Below are 15,251 nucleotides of genomic sequence, written 5' to 3'. Positions count from 1 at the left end.
TAGAAGAAATGCGTGCTATGCACGCGTTTCTTCTACCGATTGGTGGGTAGCGGACCCACCGCCACGCTCGCCGCAACGACGAGCTCGTCGCCGGTACCGGGCATCATCAGCCACACGGTCAGCTGGTCGCCCTCGCGGACACGACGCAGGGTGAGGCGCGTCCCCGGCACGATCGGCCGCAGGTACTCGATGACGACGCGGTGCGGCATGTCGACGAGATCGGGGTGCTCGACCAGCTCGTCCTCGATGGCCTCGAGGTAGGCGGCGTTGTTGAGGTGCTTGAAGGGGTCGAAGTCGGTGATCCGCAGGACGTGCTCACGGTCGGGGAAGGGGATGTCCTCGGCGGCCGGGGCCTTCTCGGGGTTCATCGACTTCCATCGCAGACGGTGCTCGTCGGTCATCGACGACAACATCTCGAAGGCCTGGTCGGACAGCCGTGACGGCACGCCCTTGTCGTTGACGTTGATCCAGAACGCCTCGGTCTCGATGAGGCCGGCGGGGCGGTCGTCGGGATTGAACCGGTTGGTCTCGTGCTCGGAGGTGAGCCGCACCCGCATGTTGGTCCAGCGGGTCGACAGCGCGCCGCACCAGCGCTGGGCGGTCACCGTCGCCGGCCAGGTGATCGGCCGGATGACGTCGATGATGGTGCGCCGGACGATCCAGAAGGGCTCGGTCCTGCCGAACTCGGTGGCCTCGAGATTGTCGTTGGCGACGTCCTGCAGGTATCGCGCGACGGCGTCGAGCCGTACCCGCATGTCCTGGTCGACATCACCGGTCCGGACCCGGTATCCCGCCTGGTAGAACCGGGCACCCTCCTTGCGGTCGGGTAGTGGTCCCGCTCTCTCGCCTGACGTAACCTGGCTCACTCGAGTCCCTTCGATGGGTCGCAGGTATCTTTGCAGATAAGATACAGTCAAGGCTGAAACTAGAACACGTTCTACGTGTGGAACTACGGAGAAACAGCAGATGGCGCATGTGATTACCCGTCCATGTTGCAACGACGCGAGTTGCGTGAGCGTGTGTCCGGTGAACTGCATCCACCCGACGCCCGACGAGCCGGAGTTCTTGACTGCCGAGGCTCTGTACATCGACCCGGAGACCTGTATCGACTGCGGAGCGTGCATCGACGAGTGCCCGGTCGAGGCGATCGTTCCCGACGATCAGCTCACCGAGCGCGACGAGCCGTACCTGCAGATCAACGCGGACTACTACAAGGACCACGACGTCGAGGGCGGGCTCGTCCCGCCACGCAAGGCGCCGCAGTTGCCCGACCGGGAGCTGCACGTCGCGATCGTCGGTGCCGGTCCGGCCGCCTTCTACGCCGCCGAGGAACTCGTCCGCAAACCGGCCATCAAGGTCGACATGTTCGACCGTCTGCCCACGCCCTACGGCCTGGTCCGCGCGGGCGTCGCCCCGGACCACGCCGCCACGAAGGGGGTCGAGAAGACCTTCGCGTCGGTCGCCGCCAAGAAGAACTTCGACTATTACCTCAATGTCGAGGTCGGCAAGCACATCAGCCACGACGAGCTCGTCGCCCGCTACCACGCGGTCATCTACGCGGTGGGCGCCGCGACCGACAAGCGGCTGAACATCGAGGGTGAGGACCTGCGCAACTCCGTCGCGGCCACCCAGTTCGTCGCCTGGTACAACGGCCACCCGGACTTCGCCGACCTCGACGTCGACCTGTCCTCGGAACGGGCTGTCGTCGTCGGCAACGGCAACGTCGCGCTCGACGTGGCGCGCATCCTCGTCACCGACCCCGACGAACTGGCCAAGACCGACATCGCCGACCACGCCCTGGCGAAGCTGCGCGAATCGAACATCACCGAAGTCGTGCTGCTCGGCCGCCGCGGCGTCGCCCAGGCGGCCTACACCAACAGCGAGTTCCTCGCTCTCGGCGACGTCGAGGGCGTCGACGTGGTCATCGATCCCGAGGATCTGGTCCTCGACGAGGGTTCCGAGGCTGCCCTGGCCGATGACACGCTCGACTCGACGATCGCCACCAAGATCCGGCTGGCCCGCGAGTTCGCCGAACGTCCGCAGACACCGGGCAACAAGCGCATCGTCTTCCGTTTCCTGGCATCTCCCGCCGGAATTGCCGGTGACGGCGAAGTGACTACGCTGACGTGCGTGCGCAACGCCTACACCGAAGCCGACGCCGACGCCGCCGGCCGCGTGGCCGTGAAGGCCACCGACGAGCGATTCGACCTCGAGACCGGCCTCCTTCTGCGGGCCATCGGATACCGCGGCGTCCCGGTCACCGACCTCCCCTTCGACGAGGGGCGCGGCGTCGTCCCGAACGCCGGGGGACGCGTGCAGGCCGCGACCGAGGGCGACGTGATGCCGGGGCTGTACGTCACCGGCTGGATCAAACGCGGAGCGACAGGTGGCATCGGCATGAATCGTCTGTGCGGTCAGGAGACGGCACGTGCCGTGATCGACGACTTCGTCGCCGGCGCCATCGGCGATCCGTCGACCCCGCGTGACGATGTCGCCGCACTGTGCGCCGACCGCGGTGCCAACCGCATCGACCTCGCGGGATGGAAGGCCATCGACGCAGCGGAGAAGTCCGCGGGCAAGGCCGCCGGCCGTGCACGGGCGAAGTTCGTCAGCATCTCCGAGTTCGAGGCGGCGGCCGCCGCCGGAGCGCAGTAACCGTGCGGGTTGCACTGCTGTCCTACCGCAGCAAACCTCATTGCGGTGGGCAGGGCGTCTACGTCCGTCACCTCTCCCGCGAGCTCGCGCTGCTCGGGCACAGCGTCGAGATCTTCTCGGGACAGCCGTATCCGGAGCTCGACCAGTCGGCGATCGACGCCGGCGTCACGATCACCAAGGTGCCCAGCCTCGGGCTCTACGACGAGCCGGACCCGTTCCGTACGCCGAAGCTGAGCGAGTACCGCGACTGGATCGACATGCTCGAGGTCGGATCGATGTGGACGGCGAGCTTCGGCGAGCCGCTCACCTTCAGCCTGCGGGTCGCCCGGCTGCTGAAGGAACGGCGCGACGACTTCGACATCGTGCACGACAACCAGTGCCTCGGGTACGGACTGCTCGAGATCCAGAAGGCGGGCTTCCCGCTCATCGCGACGATCCACCACCCGATCACGCGTGACCGCACCCTCGCGGTCAAGGCGGCCAAGGGCTGGCGCAAGATCACCGCGTGGCGCTGGCACTCCTTCCTGCGTATGCAGGGACGCGTCTCGCGCCGGATCCCGGAGCTGCTCACCGTTTCTCGCAGCAGCGAGGTCGACATCCGCAAGGCGTTCGACATCCCGTCGGGCCGCATCACCACGATCCCGCTCGGCGTCGACACCGAGATCTTCACGCCCGGTGCCGACCGCGTCCCGGGCCGGATCGTCTGTGTCGCCAGCGCCGACGCGCCGCTCAAGGGTGTGTCGTACCTTCTGGAGGCGGTTGCGAAGCTCGCTGCCGAGCGTGACGACGTCAAACTGGTACTGGTGTCCAAGTTGGACCCTAATGGGCCGTCTGCCAAGATGATCGAGGATCTCGCGATCGCCGACCGGGTGTCGGTGGTCTCGGGGCTCGAGGACGCCGAGATCGCGGAGCTCCTGGCCTCGGCCGAGGTTGCCTGCGTTCCGTCGCTGTACGAGGGCTTCTCGTTGCCGGCCGTCGAGGCGATGAGCTGTGGGACACCGCTCGTGGCCACTCGCGCCGGTGCGATCCCGGAAGTCGTCGGCACGAGTGAAGAGGCCGCGTTGCTGGTGCCGCCGCGGGATTCCGGGCGCCTCGCACAGGCGATCGGACGACTGTTCGACGACGCCGAACTGCGTGCGCGTCTGGGCTCGGGAGGACGCCGCCGCGCCGAGGAGAACTACAGCTGGGCGGCGGTGGCCGCGAAGACTGCGGCCCACTACGAAACCGTGCTCGCCGGACACCGGCGAGCAACAGAAGGGACATCGAGTGCTGACAGTTGATTTCGACCGTCTGGGCGTGGGCCCGGGCACCAAGGCGATCGACATCGGGGCGGGTCAGGGACGACACTCTTTCGAGATGTTCCGTCGGGGAGCGGATGTCATCGCCTTCGACATGTCGGAGAGTGACATGGCCGACGTCGCGGAGATGTTCGACGCCATGACGGCCGAAGGGCATGTGCCCGCCTCGGCCAAGGCGCGCGCCGAGGTCGGAGATGCGCTGCGTCTTCCTTACGCGGACAACAGCTTCGACGTGGTCCTCATGTCCGAGATCCTTGAGCACATCCCGACGGACGAGGGTGCGATCAGCGAGATGGTCCGCGTCCTCAAGCCCGGTGGCGTGGCCGCCGTGACGGTGCCGCGGTACTGGCCGGAGAAGGTCTGCTGGGCCCTTTCGGACGAATACCACGAGGTCGAGGGCGGACACGTCCGTATCTACAAGGCCTCGGAACTGGCCGACAAGCTGCGCAAGGCGGGCCTCGAGGTCACCGGCATCGATCACGCACACGCCCTTCACGCTCCGTACTGGTGGCTGAAATGTGCTGTCGGCGTGGAGAACAACGACAACCTGCTGGTCAAGGGATATCATCAGCTGCTCGTCTGGGACATGATGAGCAAGCCGTGGCTGACCCGTGTGGGTGAGCAGGTGCTCAACCCGATGATCGGCAAGTCCGTGGCCCTGTATCTCCGTAAGCCCGAGACTGCCGCGTCTTCATGACGGCCGCTCCGGCTGTCCCTGGAGTGGTCACCGCCGAGCAGATGCGCGCCACCGGCGCGGCCATCGTCGGCATGCAGGAGGAATCCGGCGCACTGCCCTGGTTCCCCGGTGGGCAGACCGATCCGTGGGATCACATCGAATCGGCGATGGCGTTGTCGGTGACCGGCTTTCACGCCGAGGCCGAGGCGGCATACGAATGGTCGCGGCGTAAACAGCGAGCCGACGGCTCGTGGCCGATCCGCACCGTGTGCGGCAAGGTCGAAGACGCCGGCACCGACTCCAACTTCTGCGCCTACATCGCGGTCGGGGTCTGGCACCACTACCTGATCACCGGTGACGACGCCTTCCTGCAGCGGATGTGGCCGGTCGTCTGGTCGGCCATCGACTGTGTCCTGCGCTTCCAGCGGGACGACGGCGCGTTCCGGTGGGGCGGCGACCACCGCACCGGCGCGATGTTCGGTGAGGCCCTGATCACCGGCAACGCCAGCATTTTTCAGGCTATCGACTGCGCGATCCGGATCGCGGCCGAGCTGGATCAGCCCGACGCCGCGTGGATCGCCGCGCACACCAAACTCGGTGACGCCATCCGTACGGACACCGCGCGCGACGCCGAGTGGGAGATCTTCACACCTCCGTCCGAACATTCGATGGACTGGTACTACCCGATCCTCGGCGGCGCGGTGCGTGGGGAAGAGGGGCAGAAGCTGATCGCCCGCCGCTGGAACCAGTTCGTCGTCCCCGGCAAGGGTGTGCGTTGCGTCGACCACCGTCCGTGGGTCACCGGTGCCGAAACCTGCGAGCTGGCATTGGCTCTCGACTCGCTCGGCGACACCGCCGACGCCATCGAGCTCATCGCCTCGATTCAGCATCTGCGCGATCCCGACGGATCGTATTGGACCGGACTGGTTTTCGCCGACGGCAAACGCTGGCCGGTGGAGAAGAGCTGCTGGACCTCTGCTGCCGTCGTCCTGGCGGCCGATGCCGTGAGTCGCACCAGTGTCGCCAACGGCATCTTCCGCGATGTCCGTCAGCGGCTGGCCGTCGCGCCCTGATCGCACCCCCTGGTCTCTGTGGCGCCCATCACCTAGACTGGTGTCCAGTCAACCGTCCGATTCTGTTCCGGGCGGCCGCAACGGTGCCCGGGGAGGCCTCATGGAGTTCGGAATCGTGCAGTTCACCAGCGATCGCGGGCTCAAGCCGCACGTGCTCGCGCCGCTGATCGAGAACGCCGGCTTCGCGTCGTACTACGTGCCCGAGCACGGCCACATCCCCACCCGCCGTGACGCCGCGCACCCGCAGACCGGTGACGAGACCCTTCCCGATGACCGGTACATGCGCACCCTCGATCCGTGGACGTCGCTCGCCGCCGCCGCTGCGGTCACCGAGCGCATCCGTCTGGCGACTGCCGTGGCGCTCCCGGTCCAGTCGGACCCGATCACCCTGGCCAAGACGATCGCCACCCTCGACCACATCTCCGGGGGCCGGGTGACCCTCGGCGTGGGATTCGGTTGGAACCTGGACGAACTCGCCGACCACAACGTGCCGCCGAAGCGGCGTCGAACCATGCTGCGCGAGTACCTCGAGGCGATGCGTGCCCTGTGGACGCAGGAAGAAGCCGAGTACAGCGGCGAATTCGTGAACTTCGGGCCGAGCTGGGCGTGGCCCAAGTCGACGCAGGGACACATCCCCGTTCAGGTCGGTGCGGCCGGCAACGAGAAGAACTTCAAGTGGATCGCCCGCAGCGCAGACGGCTGGATCACCACCCCGGGCGAGGAGGACATCGAGGGTTCCGTTGCACTGCTCAAGCGCATCTGGTCCGATGCCGGTCGCGAGGGTGAGCCGGAGATCGTCGTCCTCGACTTCAGGCCGGTGCCGGAGAAGCTCGTGAAGTGGCGCGAGATCGGCGTGACCACAGTGCTTTACGGCTTGCCCGACGACTCGGTGGAACGCGCGACAGGCTACCTGGCGAAGCTGGCCGGAAAACTCGACCTCGCGCCGGCAGCCGTCTAGCGCCGGGTCAGGCGAGCGGGTCGGTACGCAGACCGGGTATCACGAACCGGTCGAGATGGCGCCGGACCTGCTCGGCGTCGTCGATGTCGATCGTCTCGCCCGGCGATGTGCCGAGGCTGATCAGCACGCGCGCAACCCATTCGGCGACCTCGTGCAGGTCGTGTCCGGCGTGGATCTCCCCGCGTCGGGCGGCGGCCTCGATGTACGGGAACCAGAAGCCGGCGAGGTCGGGTACCAGTTTCACGACGCCGACGCCCGCGCATTCGGCGAACTCCGTCGGTTCCTCGGTGCGCAATCGCATGAGGAGGGTTCCGGGGTCGTCGTAGGCGCCGCGCCCGATCCGTACGCCGGCGGTCAGCTGGCCGGCCAGATCGCCGATGTCGTCGAGCGTCGCTCGTGCGTCGCGCCAGAACGATTCCGTCAGCCGCACGATGGTCGCGCCGATCATCGACGGTTTGTCGGGGTAGTGCCGGTACAGCCACGCCCGGGAGACCCCGGCGGACTCGGCGACCTGCTGCATCGTCGTCGCCCGAATGCCTTTTTCGGCCAGCAACTTCTCGGTGGCGTCGAGCAACCGGTCGTGAACCGACGGGTTGGTCGTCTCGGTCACGGGGTCTCCTGCGTCGCTCGTCGCCTGGGTCTGCTCTGTCGTCAGCGCTCCGGCGAAGACTAACAAGCCCGTAGACAGTTCGTGGAATCTGTGTACACGGTTCAGGTCATGGTGTAGACACAAACCAGATTGTGTCTACACCGCGATGTTCGATCATCACCGAAGTTTGTCCAGAGGGGGCAGCGTGCCTTTACCAACCACCGCGATCATCGGCGCCGGGATCAGCGGCCTGACCGCGGGCAAGATGCTCACCGACTACGGCGTCCCGTACACCTGCTTCGAGAGCTCCGACCGCATCGGCGGCAACTGGGCATTCGGCAACCCGAACGGCCACAGCAGCGCGTACCGGTCGCTGCACATCGACACCTCCAAGCATCAGTTGTCCTTCCGGGACTTCCCGATGCCGGATGATTACCCGGACTTCCCGCACCACACGCAGATCAAGGCGTACCTCGACTCCTACGCGGAGGCCTTCGACCTCACCTCGTCGATCGAGTTCACCAACGGCGTCGAGCACGCCCGTCGACTCGACGGTGGAGGCTGGGAGCTGGAGACCCAACGAGGTGAACGACGCCGCTTCGATCTCCTCGTCGTCGCCAACGGACACCACTGGGACCCGCGGTTCCCGAACTTCCCGGGTGAGTTCGACGGCATCGAGATGCATGCGCACCACTACATCGATCCGCGGACGCCGCATGACTTCATGGGCAAGCGCATCCTGGTCGTCGGCCTGGGGAACAGCGCTGCCGACATCGCGGTGGAGTTGTCGTCGAAGGCGCTCGACAACAAGCTGACCCTGTCCACCCGCTCCGGTGCGTGGATCGTGCCGAAGTATTTCGGCGGCAAGCCCGCCGACAAGTACTACAAGACCTCGCCGCACATCCCGATGGCGTGGCAGCGCAAGTTCGTGCAGATCATGCAACCGGTGACAGCCGGCCGTCCGGAGGACTACGGTCTCCCGACTCCGAATCACAAGTTCTTCGAGGCGCATCCGACGCAGTCAGTGGAGCTGCCGCTACGCCTGGGCTCCGGCGACGTCATCGCCAAGCCGAACGTCAGCCGGCTCGACGGATCGACGGTCCACTTCGACGACGGTACCTCCGACGACTTCGACATCATCATCTATGCAACGGGATACAACATCACCTTCCCGTTCTTCGACCCCGACTTCATCTCCGCCCCGGACAACCGGATCGACCTCTACAAGCGGATGTTCTACCCCGGTATCGACGACCTCGTCTTCGCCGGGTTCGCGCAGGCCGTCCCGACGCTGTTCCCGTTCGTCGAGTGCCAGGCGCGCCTGATCGGTGCGTACGCGACGGGCCACTATCGTCCGCCATCGGTTGCCCAGATGCGGGACACGATCGCGGCGGACACAGAGTTCTTCACCGGCCACATGGTCCAGAGCGCGCGACACACGCAGCAACTCGACCACTACCTCTACGAACACAACATGCGTACCAAAGAGATTCCCGACGGTCGACGCCGCGCGCAGGAGCAGGGGCCGATGACCTGGGCCGGTGTCGCGGATTCCGTGCCCGTCGGCACCGTCTCGGAAGCGGGGGCCTCAGCATGACCGCAGCGGGCACGACCACACCGTCCGGGGCGGAGACCGTCCGCTTCCCGTCGTCCGGCACCGACTGCGACGCATGGTTTTTCGCTGGTTCGTCGGCTTCGCCCTTCGAGGTCGACGGCAAACGGCCCGTCGTCGTGATGGCGCATGGTTTCGCGGGCACCAAGGACTCGGGTCTCGAACCGTTCGCCCGGCGTTTCGCGGAGGCTGGACTCGCGGTCTTCGCGTTCGACTACCGCGGTTTCGGGTTGTCCGAAGGTCAACCGAGACAGCAGATCTCGCTGGAACGCCAAGCCGACGACTATCGCGCGGCGATCGTTGCTGCGAAGAAGCAGCCCGGCGTCGACCCAAATCGGGTTATCCTCTGGGGAGTTTCGCAGTCGGGCGGTCACGTCCTGACTGTCTCCGGTGGCCGAACCGACATCGCCGCGGTGATCTCGGTGATCCCCCTCGTCAACGGGCTCGCGGCCGGTCGCGTCGCCTACGACCAGGTCGGGGGTGCGGCGATCGCCCGATCCACCGCGACCGCGGTGGCGAGTGCGCTGTCGGCGAAGCTGGGGCGCGGCCCGAAGATGATGCGCGTCGTCGGCAAGCCGGGGGACCGTGATGCGGCACTGACAGCGCCGGGGTTCCTCGAGAGCTACCTGGCGATCGCCGGACCGTCCTGGCGCAACGAGGTCGATGCGTCGGTGGGTCTGGAGATCGGCGGTTTCCGTGCCGACAAGCATGTCCACGAGCTCGACGCGCCGGTGCTCGTGCAGATCGCCGACTACGACTCGGCCGCGCCTCCTCACGCCGCGGCGAAGGCGGCGTTCAAGGCACGCGCCGAGGTCCGGCACTACCCGTGTGATCACTTCGACGTCTTCGCGGGCAACGACTGGTTCGAACCGTGTGTGGGCCACGCGATCGCGTTCCTCACCCGCAAGCTCGCGGTCGAGACGGTGACCGCCCGGTGAAGCGCGCGATCGTCATCGGGGGAGCGTCGGGAATCGGGCTCGCGACGGTCGATGCGCTGACGGCCGGCGGAGTGGAGGTCGTCGTCGCCGATGTCGACGCCGAGCGTGCCGAAAAGGTTGCGGCCGAGCGTCTCGGCACCGTCCGCGCACTGCGGCTCGACGTCACCGACGAGGATTCGGTGGTCGCGGCGTTCGACGCGGTCGGAGAGTTCGACACGGTGGTGAACTGCGCCGGACTGTCTGATCCGGGAGCCCTGACCGAACTCGAGTTGAGTGCCTGGCGTCACACCGTCGACGTCTGCCTCACGGGCACGTTCCTGGTGATCAAACACGCCGGCCGACGGATCGCCGACGGCGGTTCGATCACCTGCATCGCGTCGCTCAACGGTCGGCAGCCGGGTGCCGGGATGGGTTCGTACTGCGCGTCGAAGGCGGGTGTGCTGATGCTCGTCGAGGTCGCGGCCCTGGAGTTGGCGGAACGGGGGATACGGGTCAACGCCGTATCGCCGGGTCTGGTGTCGACGCCGCTGACCGAGGGCATCGGATTCGTGCCGGGTCTCACCGAGGAGTACATCGAGAACACACCGCTCGGACGCAGCGGCGAACCCGCCGAGATCGCCGACACCATCGTCTTTCTCGCCTCCGACAAGGCGCGATGGATCACCGGAGCAGCGTTCGACGTGAACGGCGGCGCACACCTCAAGCGGTATCCCGACGTCCTCGGGAAAGCGCGCGCGATGTTGGAGCAGGCATAGGGCGCCAACGCCTTTCGGTGCAGGGTCAGGCCTGCAGCGGCGCTCCGACCTCACCCGAGTCGCGTCGGAGCACGCGCAGCGATCCTTCCGCCCGGACCTCGGTGAACTGGCCGGTTTCCAAAGCCTGGCAATAGATCTCGTAGGGCGGACGTCCGCCGTCGGCGGGGTCGGGGAAGACGTCGTGGATCAGCAGGGCGCCGCCGATGCGCACCCACGGAGCCCAGCCGTCGAGGTCGTTCTGGGCGGCTTCCATGCTGTGGCCGCCGTCGATGAACACGAAGTCGGCAGGCTTGCCCCAGATGCGGGCGGCGACTTTCGACGGTGCGAGGAGTCCGACGACGGTCTTCTCGAGTCCGGCGTCGAACATGGTGCGGCGGAAACGTGCCGAGGTGTCGAGCGTGCCGGTGTGTGGGTCGACCAGCGATTCGTCGTGGTACTCCCAGCCGGGTTGGTGCTCCTCGGAGCCGCGGTGGTGGTCGACGGTGACGAGGACGGCGTCGTTCGCCTCGGCGGCGGAACCCAGGAACACCGTGGACTTTCCGCAGTAGGTGCCGATCTCCACGCCGATCTTCGTCGAATCTGGTTGGGACAGATACTCTCCGGCGATCTCGAACAGCGTCTGGGCCTCGTCGAGCGGCATGAAGCCGGGCGCCTCGTCGGCGACTTTGCGACGTTCGGGGGACGGTGCGTTCGGCGACGGTGCCGTGGACTGTGACATGGCACAGATCCTATCGGGTGTGTGAGGGGCGCCGCGTAGGGTGACCGTTATGAAAGCTCAGGTACTCAGTGCAGAGACAGGCCCTTCCGGACTCGAATTGACCGAGGTCCCCGACCCCACTCCCGCCGACGGCCAGGTCGTCGTCGACGTCAAGTCCTGTGGAGTGTGTTTCCCGGACCTCCTGATGAGCCAGGGCAAGTACCAGCTCCGCGTGCCGACCCCGTTCACCCCGGGTACCGAGGTCGCGGGCGTGGTGCGGTCGGCACCCGAGGGATCGTCGGTGAAGGTGGGGGACAAGGTCCTCGTCGCCTCGATCGTCGGCGGTTTCGCCGAGCAGGTGGCGGCCGCGCCGGAACAGCTGCTGCCGCTGCCCGAGGGGCTCAGCTTCGAGCAGGGCTCTGCGATGGGCATCAATTATCAGACCGCGCTGTTCGCGCTGAAGACCCGCGCACACACCCAGCCGGGTGAGGTCGTCGGTGTGCTGGGTGCCGCCGGCGGTGTCGGCACCGCGTCGATCATGGTCGCCAAGGCCATGGGTGCGAAGGTCGTGGCCATCGTCCACCGCAAGGGTGCCGAGGAACTGCTTCGCAGCGCCGGCGCCGACGAGATCGTGCAGCTCGAGGAGGGCTGGGGCGACATGCTCCGGGAGGTCGCGCCCAAGGGTGTCGACGTCATGATCGATCCGTCCGGAGGTGAGGTCTTCGACGAGGCGCTGCGCCAGGTCGCGCCGGACGGTCGCTACGTGGTCGTCGGCTTCGCGGCGGGCGGGATCCCGACGGTCAAGCTCAACCGCGTTCTCTTCCGCAACATCGCGGTCGTCGGCGCGGCCTGGGGCGAGTACGTGCGCACCCATCCCGAGCTGAATCTCCCCGCGAAGCTGCACGAGGAGCTGAGCCAGATGATCGCCGACGGCATGACCCCGCAGGTCAACGTCACCTACTCGCTGGATCAGCTGCCCGAGGCGTTGACCGATCTCGCCGAGGGGCGGATTCTGGGTAAGGCGGTCGTGAAGATCGGCGACTGAGGACATCGGCTCGGCCGGCGACGACCGCAGGAGACAGCCACCTGCGAAGGGAACCGCCATGTGCCGCAACATCACCGAACTCCGCGGACTGGAACCGCCCGCCACGGCCGACGAGGTCGAGGCAGCCGCGCGGCAATACGTCCGCAAGGTGAGCGGTGTTCGGCACCCGTCGCCGGCCAACGCCGAGGCCTTCGAGGCCGCGGTCGTCGCCGTCACCGCAGCGACCCGCACCCTGCTCGACGCCCTGCCCGAGCGTCGTCAACCGCCGAAGACGGTTCCCCCGCTTCGACGCCCCGAGGTACAAGCGCGGATCGCCGCGCGGGGATAAGCACCCGGTTCAGCAATAGGTATCGCTCAGCGATACCTATTGCTGACTGCGTTCTGCTCTACCTGTGGAGTACCTGACAGCATCCCCATCCGTGAGCGGGAACTCCATGCGAAGGTAACTGGCCTCGATTGGAAGGGGGCCGCTCGTGACGGGGCGGTGACCCTCGCCGACTGGGAGAAAACGCAGATGACCCGTGTCGCGGACGCTGTCGAGGAACTCGGCGAAGCGTTCAAGTCGGGGGGCAGTCGAATGGCCCCGATGGTCGAGAACCTCAATACGTCGGCTACCAATCTCGAGAACGACCAGTTCTCCGTCTCTGAGGATTGGACCGTCCGTGACCTGAGAGACTACGCATCCGAAGAGAAGCGCAACGAGGGTGACTCCACGGCACTGTCTGAGATAGCCGAAGCTCGTCGCATCCGCGGCGAAGAAGCAACCAACGAGACCATCCGACTCCAGAGGCTTGCGCAGGAGTTGCACACTGCTGACGTCGACACGAAGCGCGCGATCAGTGAAGCAGAGGAACTCATCAGAACGCTCGCGCCCGTCACAGCGGGACTCAGTGTTCGTCAGTCCGAGCTAGACCTGAAGGCGCTCAAGGATGGCAAATTGTCGCCGGCGGCCCGAGAGCGACTGAGGCAAGCGACATCCTTGAGTCCCGAGCAGCTCGCAGCGCTCCGAGATGGGCAGGCCACGGAGATCCCCCAGGGGCAGTACAACTACCTCAGCAGCATCATGACCGAGCTCAAGACAGCGAACATGGACGAGCTTCTCAAGGTTCATAACGCTGCGCCAGGCCTGCTCGGAGACGCCTTCCGCATCATGTCGTCTCCCAACGTACACACGAAAGCGGGCTCAACCGGCGGCCTTGACCGCTTGCCTGACTCGGTTGTGTCACTGCTTCGCGAGAATCCGATCAAGCGGACGACCGCAGGTATGTCGACGGGATACCCGTACTCCTTCGCAGGGGTTCCGCGTCTCGATGACTTCAAGGCTCTGAACACGATCTTGAGTGACCGTACCGACCGTGGTCTGCAGTTGGGCACTGACGTCGATCGAGGAATGCTCAAGCAGGCATCTGAAATCGCTGGAGCTCTTCCGGACGACGAAGATAAGCTCTTTGGTCTGTACGACGAAAATCAGCGCGTCGAGGACGTGCGAAAGCTCGCGAGCTCGATGCTCACCAACTCGAGTCACGACCGGCAAGCTGTCACCGATTTCCTGACCGGGGAACGGATGGGCGTGACGGTTGCCGAGGGGCATAGATACGACGCCGATGCGCACGTGCTGAACATTCTTTCTGAACGGTGGTCTGTCGACGGTGTGAAACTCGGTGCCGAAGGCGATTTGTCTGGCGGTAGAGATCTTTTCGATTGGATCGGGGCGGCGGCACCATCCGAGGGCTACGAGGGGCAGCTCGGTGGTAGGGCCGCCGATGCATTGGCGCGCATTCTGATCGATCACGAGAACGAACTCGATTCGCTGGTCGTCGAACGAGACTCAACAGGAAATAACAAGTACGAAACCTTCGGTGACCGGAATGCTCTGCTGTCGCAGGTACTTGCCAAGAACCTCGCGCCGTATTTCGGTAACTTCGCCGGTGCTCCGGATGGGGTCTTGGTCAACCACACAGCCGGTCCGCTCGAAGACACGGTGGAGTTCTCAAAACTCATCGGGGTGCTCTCCACGGATCCCGGTGCGGGTCGAGTTGCGTTGAGCGCAGCCGTGCAATGGGAGAATTTCCTCGCGCACGAGTACGGCAGCGACCCGGAAAACTCGGAGCTCGCCACTGCCGCTGCCAAAATACACAGGTCAATGGACGACGGCTTGACCAACGCGCTCTCAACCCTCGCCGACAACGACCACTGGGAGAGATTGCGGGAGTACAACGCGAAGTCCTTCTTGATCGACTCGGCCGGAGGGCTTTTGGCCGCTGGTGGGTTGAAGATCCCTGGGCTCTCCGAGGTCGCCGGCATGGCCGTGCCACTCGTGAAGATGGATGAGGTTGCGTTGCCGACCGCTGATCCGCAGGACAACGAATCTGCATGGAAGACAGAGCTTGAGAATCTAGGGACCGGCCTCGACAAGATGACGGCCGGGCATGATCGGGTTGTTCATGTGACGTCCGGCTATCTCGAGGATCGACCCGACCTCTGGGGTAAGGTGTGGACTGCGCGCGACGGTGCTCAGATAACATTCGTGAAGCCAGACGGGTCTCTTGACCTGGAAGTGGTTCAGGCCAACGGCCGAGAATTCACGAGATTCTCGAAGGAAATCGGCGCGGAGAGTATTCGTTTCGAATACAACGACCACTTCGGTGAATCACTCGAAGATCCGACCATTAACGATTCCGACCAGTCCATGGAGGTAGTGGACCGTGCGCCGCGCTGACGTTGTCGCAGTTGCATTTCTGTGCCTTGGGCTTGTGACTTCCTGCAGTGACATCGGTATATCTCCACCCCCGGGATCTTCGGGCAATACCGCGTCCAGTTCGGTCCGATCTATGTCCCCCTCGGAAGCCCGGGCAGCAGACCGTCTGCAGTGGAGAATGCGCTGGCGTGAGGACGGGGCTGTTGACCTGTCATCACCGACTGGGACGTTCATTCGAGGGGTCATCGAAGGAGAAA

General features: G+C 65.6%; 14 protein-coding genes. 11 read left to right on the top strand and 3 right to left on the bottom strand.

The window, feature by feature from the left end:
- Positions 1-32: 32 nt before the first annotated feature.
- Entirely contained in the window at positions 33-866 is an 834-nt protein-coding gene (locus GOALK_RS09690; protein WP_006358629.1) for an acyl-[acyl-carrier-protein] thioesterase, read from the bottom strand.
- Between the two features lie 100 nt (positions 867-966).
- Here GOALK_RS09690 and GOALK_RS09685 point away from each other — a divergent pair, with 100 nt between their 5' ends.
- From GOALK_RS09685 to GOALK_RS09665, 5 genes are all read left to right on the top strand, one after another.
- Complete coding sequence (locus GOALK_RS09685) at positions 967-2,655, top strand: FAD-dependent oxidoreductase (protein WP_075863984.1); 1,689 nt, start codon at positions 967-969, stop codon at positions 2,653-2,655.
- A gap of 2 nt (positions 2,656-2,657) precedes the next feature.
- A complete protein-coding gene (locus tag GOALK_RS09680; RefSeq protein WP_005201455.1) occupies positions 2,658-3,935 on the top strand; it encodes a glycosyltransferase family 4 protein in 1,278 nt (425 codons plus the stop codon).
- The gene (locus GOALK_RS09675) at positions 3,922-4,650 is read left to right on the top strand and encodes a class I SAM-dependent methyltransferase (RefSeq protein WP_006358627.1); all 729 of its coding nucleotides are present in this window, start codon (positions 3,922-3,924) and stop codon (positions 4,648-4,650) included. Before GOALK_RS09680 ends, GOALK_RS09675 begins: the two co-directional genes overlap by 14 nt.
- A complete protein-coding gene (locus GOALK_RS09670) occupies positions 4,647-5,702 on the top strand; it encodes a prenyltransferase/squalene oxidase repeat-containing protein (RefSeq protein WP_006358626.1) in 1,056 nt (351 codons plus the stop codon). Before GOALK_RS09675 ends, GOALK_RS09670 begins: the two co-directional genes overlap by 4 nt.
- Before the next feature lie 100 nt (positions 5,703-5,802).
- Positions 5,803-6,660, top strand: a complete 858-nt coding sequence (locus GOALK_RS09665) for an LLM class F420-dependent oxidoreductase (RefSeq protein WP_035755807.1) — start codon at positions 5,803-5,805, stop codon at positions 6,658-6,660.
- A gap of 7 nt (positions 6,661-6,667) precedes the next feature.
- Here GOALK_RS09665 and GOALK_RS09660 read toward each other — a convergent pair whose 3' ends face one another.
- Positions 6,668-7,270: a TetR/AcrR family transcriptional regulator gene (locus GOALK_RS09660; RefSeq protein WP_006358624.1), complete on the bottom strand. Its 603-nt coding sequence runs from the start codon at positions 7,268-7,270 to the stop codon at positions 6,668-6,670.
- Positions 7,271-7,454: 184 nt separating this feature from the next.
- On the opposite strand from GOALK_RS09660, the gene GOALK_RS09655 reads away from it, so the two are divergent.
- The 3 genes from GOALK_RS09655 to GOALK_RS09645 are packed head-to-tail and all read left to right on the top strand — an operon-like array spanning position 7,455 to position 10,554.
- Positions 7,455-8,846, top strand: coding sequence for a flavin-containing monooxygenase (locus GOALK_RS09655; protein ID WP_006358623.1), 1,392 nt, complete (start codon positions 7,455-7,457; stop codon positions 8,844-8,846).
- Positions 8,843-9,799 (top strand): alpha/beta hydrolase, encoded by a 957-nt coding sequence (locus GOALK_RS09650; RefSeq protein ID WP_006358622.1) that lies wholly within the window; start codon positions 8,843-8,845, stop codon positions 9,797-9,799. Before GOALK_RS09655 ends, GOALK_RS09650 begins: the two co-directional genes overlap by 4 nt.
- Positions 9,796-10,554 carry an SDR family NAD(P)-dependent oxidoreductase gene (locus GOALK_RS09645; protein ID WP_006358621.1) on the top strand — a complete coding sequence of 253 codons (759 nt, stop codon included), beginning with the start codon at positions 9,796-9,798 and terminating at the stop codon, positions 10,552-10,554. Before GOALK_RS09650 ends, GOALK_RS09645 begins: the two co-directional genes overlap by 4 nt.
- 25 nt (positions 10,555-10,579) lie before the next feature.
- Here the strand turns inward: GOALK_RS09645 and GOALK_RS09640 are convergent, their stop codons facing one another.
- Positions 10,580-11,272 (bottom strand): class I SAM-dependent methyltransferase, encoded by a 693-nt coding sequence (locus GOALK_RS09640; protein ID WP_006358620.1) that lies wholly within the window; start codon positions 11,270-11,272, stop codon positions 10,580-10,582.
- A 49-nt stretch (positions 11,273-11,321) separates the two neighbouring features.
- On the opposite strand from GOALK_RS09640, the gene GOALK_RS09635 reads away from it, so the two are divergent.
- From GOALK_RS09635 to GOALK_RS09625, 3 genes are all read left to right on the top strand, one after another.
- Positions 11,322-12,296, top strand: a complete 975-nt coding sequence (locus GOALK_RS09635; RefSeq protein ID WP_035755796.1) for an NADPH:quinone oxidoreductase family protein — start codon at positions 11,322-11,324, stop codon at positions 12,294-12,296.
- Positions 12,297-12,354: 58 nt separating this feature from the next.
- Positions 12,355-12,624, top strand: a complete 270-nt coding sequence (locus GOALK_RS09630; RefSeq protein ID WP_006358618.1) for a DUF2277 domain-containing protein — start codon at positions 12,355-12,357, stop codon at positions 12,622-12,624.
- Positions 12,625-12,780: 156 nt separating this feature from the next.
- Positions 12,781-15,015, top strand: a complete 2,235-nt coding sequence (locus GOALK_RS09625; RefSeq protein ID WP_232283153.1) for a TPR repeat domain-containing protein — start codon at positions 12,781-12,783, stop codon at positions 15,013-15,015.
- Positions 15,016-15,251 lie beyond the last annotated feature (236 nt).

It is taken from the genome of Gordonia alkanivorans NBRC 16433 (assembly GCF_000225505.1).
Taxonomy (GTDB): Bacteria; Actinomycetota; Actinomycetes; order Mycobacteriales; family Mycobacteriaceae; genus Gordonia; species Gordonia alkanivorans.
The sequence above is the reverse complement of the archived record's forward strand: the minus strand, read 5'-3'. Positions and strand labels throughout refer to the sequence as shown.

Bases quoted from the DNA above. Each gene is read 5' to 3' on its own strand.
- GOALK_RS09650 (WP_006358622.1), top strand. From the start codon at position 8,843: ATGACCGCAGCGGGCACGACCACACCGTCCGGGGCGGAGACCGTCCGC.
- GOALK_RS09685 (WP_075863984.1), top strand. From the start codon at position 967: ATGGCGCATGTGATTACCCGTCCATGTTGCAACGACGCGAGTTGCGTG.
- GOALK_RS09665 (WP_035755807.1), top strand. From the start codon at position 5,803: ATGGAGTTCGGAATCGTGCAGTTCACCAGCGATCGCGGGCTCAAGCCG.
- GOALK_RS09670 (WP_006358626.1), top strand. From the start codon at position 4,647: ATGACGGCCGCTCCGGCTGTCCCTGGAGTGGTCACCGCCGAGCAGATG.
- GOALK_RS09635 (WP_035755796.1), top strand. From the start codon at position 11,322: ATGAAAGCTCAGGTACTCAGTGCAGAGACAGGCCCTTCCGGACTCGAA.
- GOALK_RS09640 (WP_006358620.1), bottom strand. From the start codon at position 11,272: ATGTCACAGTCCACGGCACCGTCGCCGAACGCACCGTCCCCCGAACGT.
- GOALK_RS09630 (WP_006358618.1), top strand. From the start codon at position 12,355: ATGTGCCGCAACATCACCGAACTCCGCGGACTGGAACCGCCCGCCACG.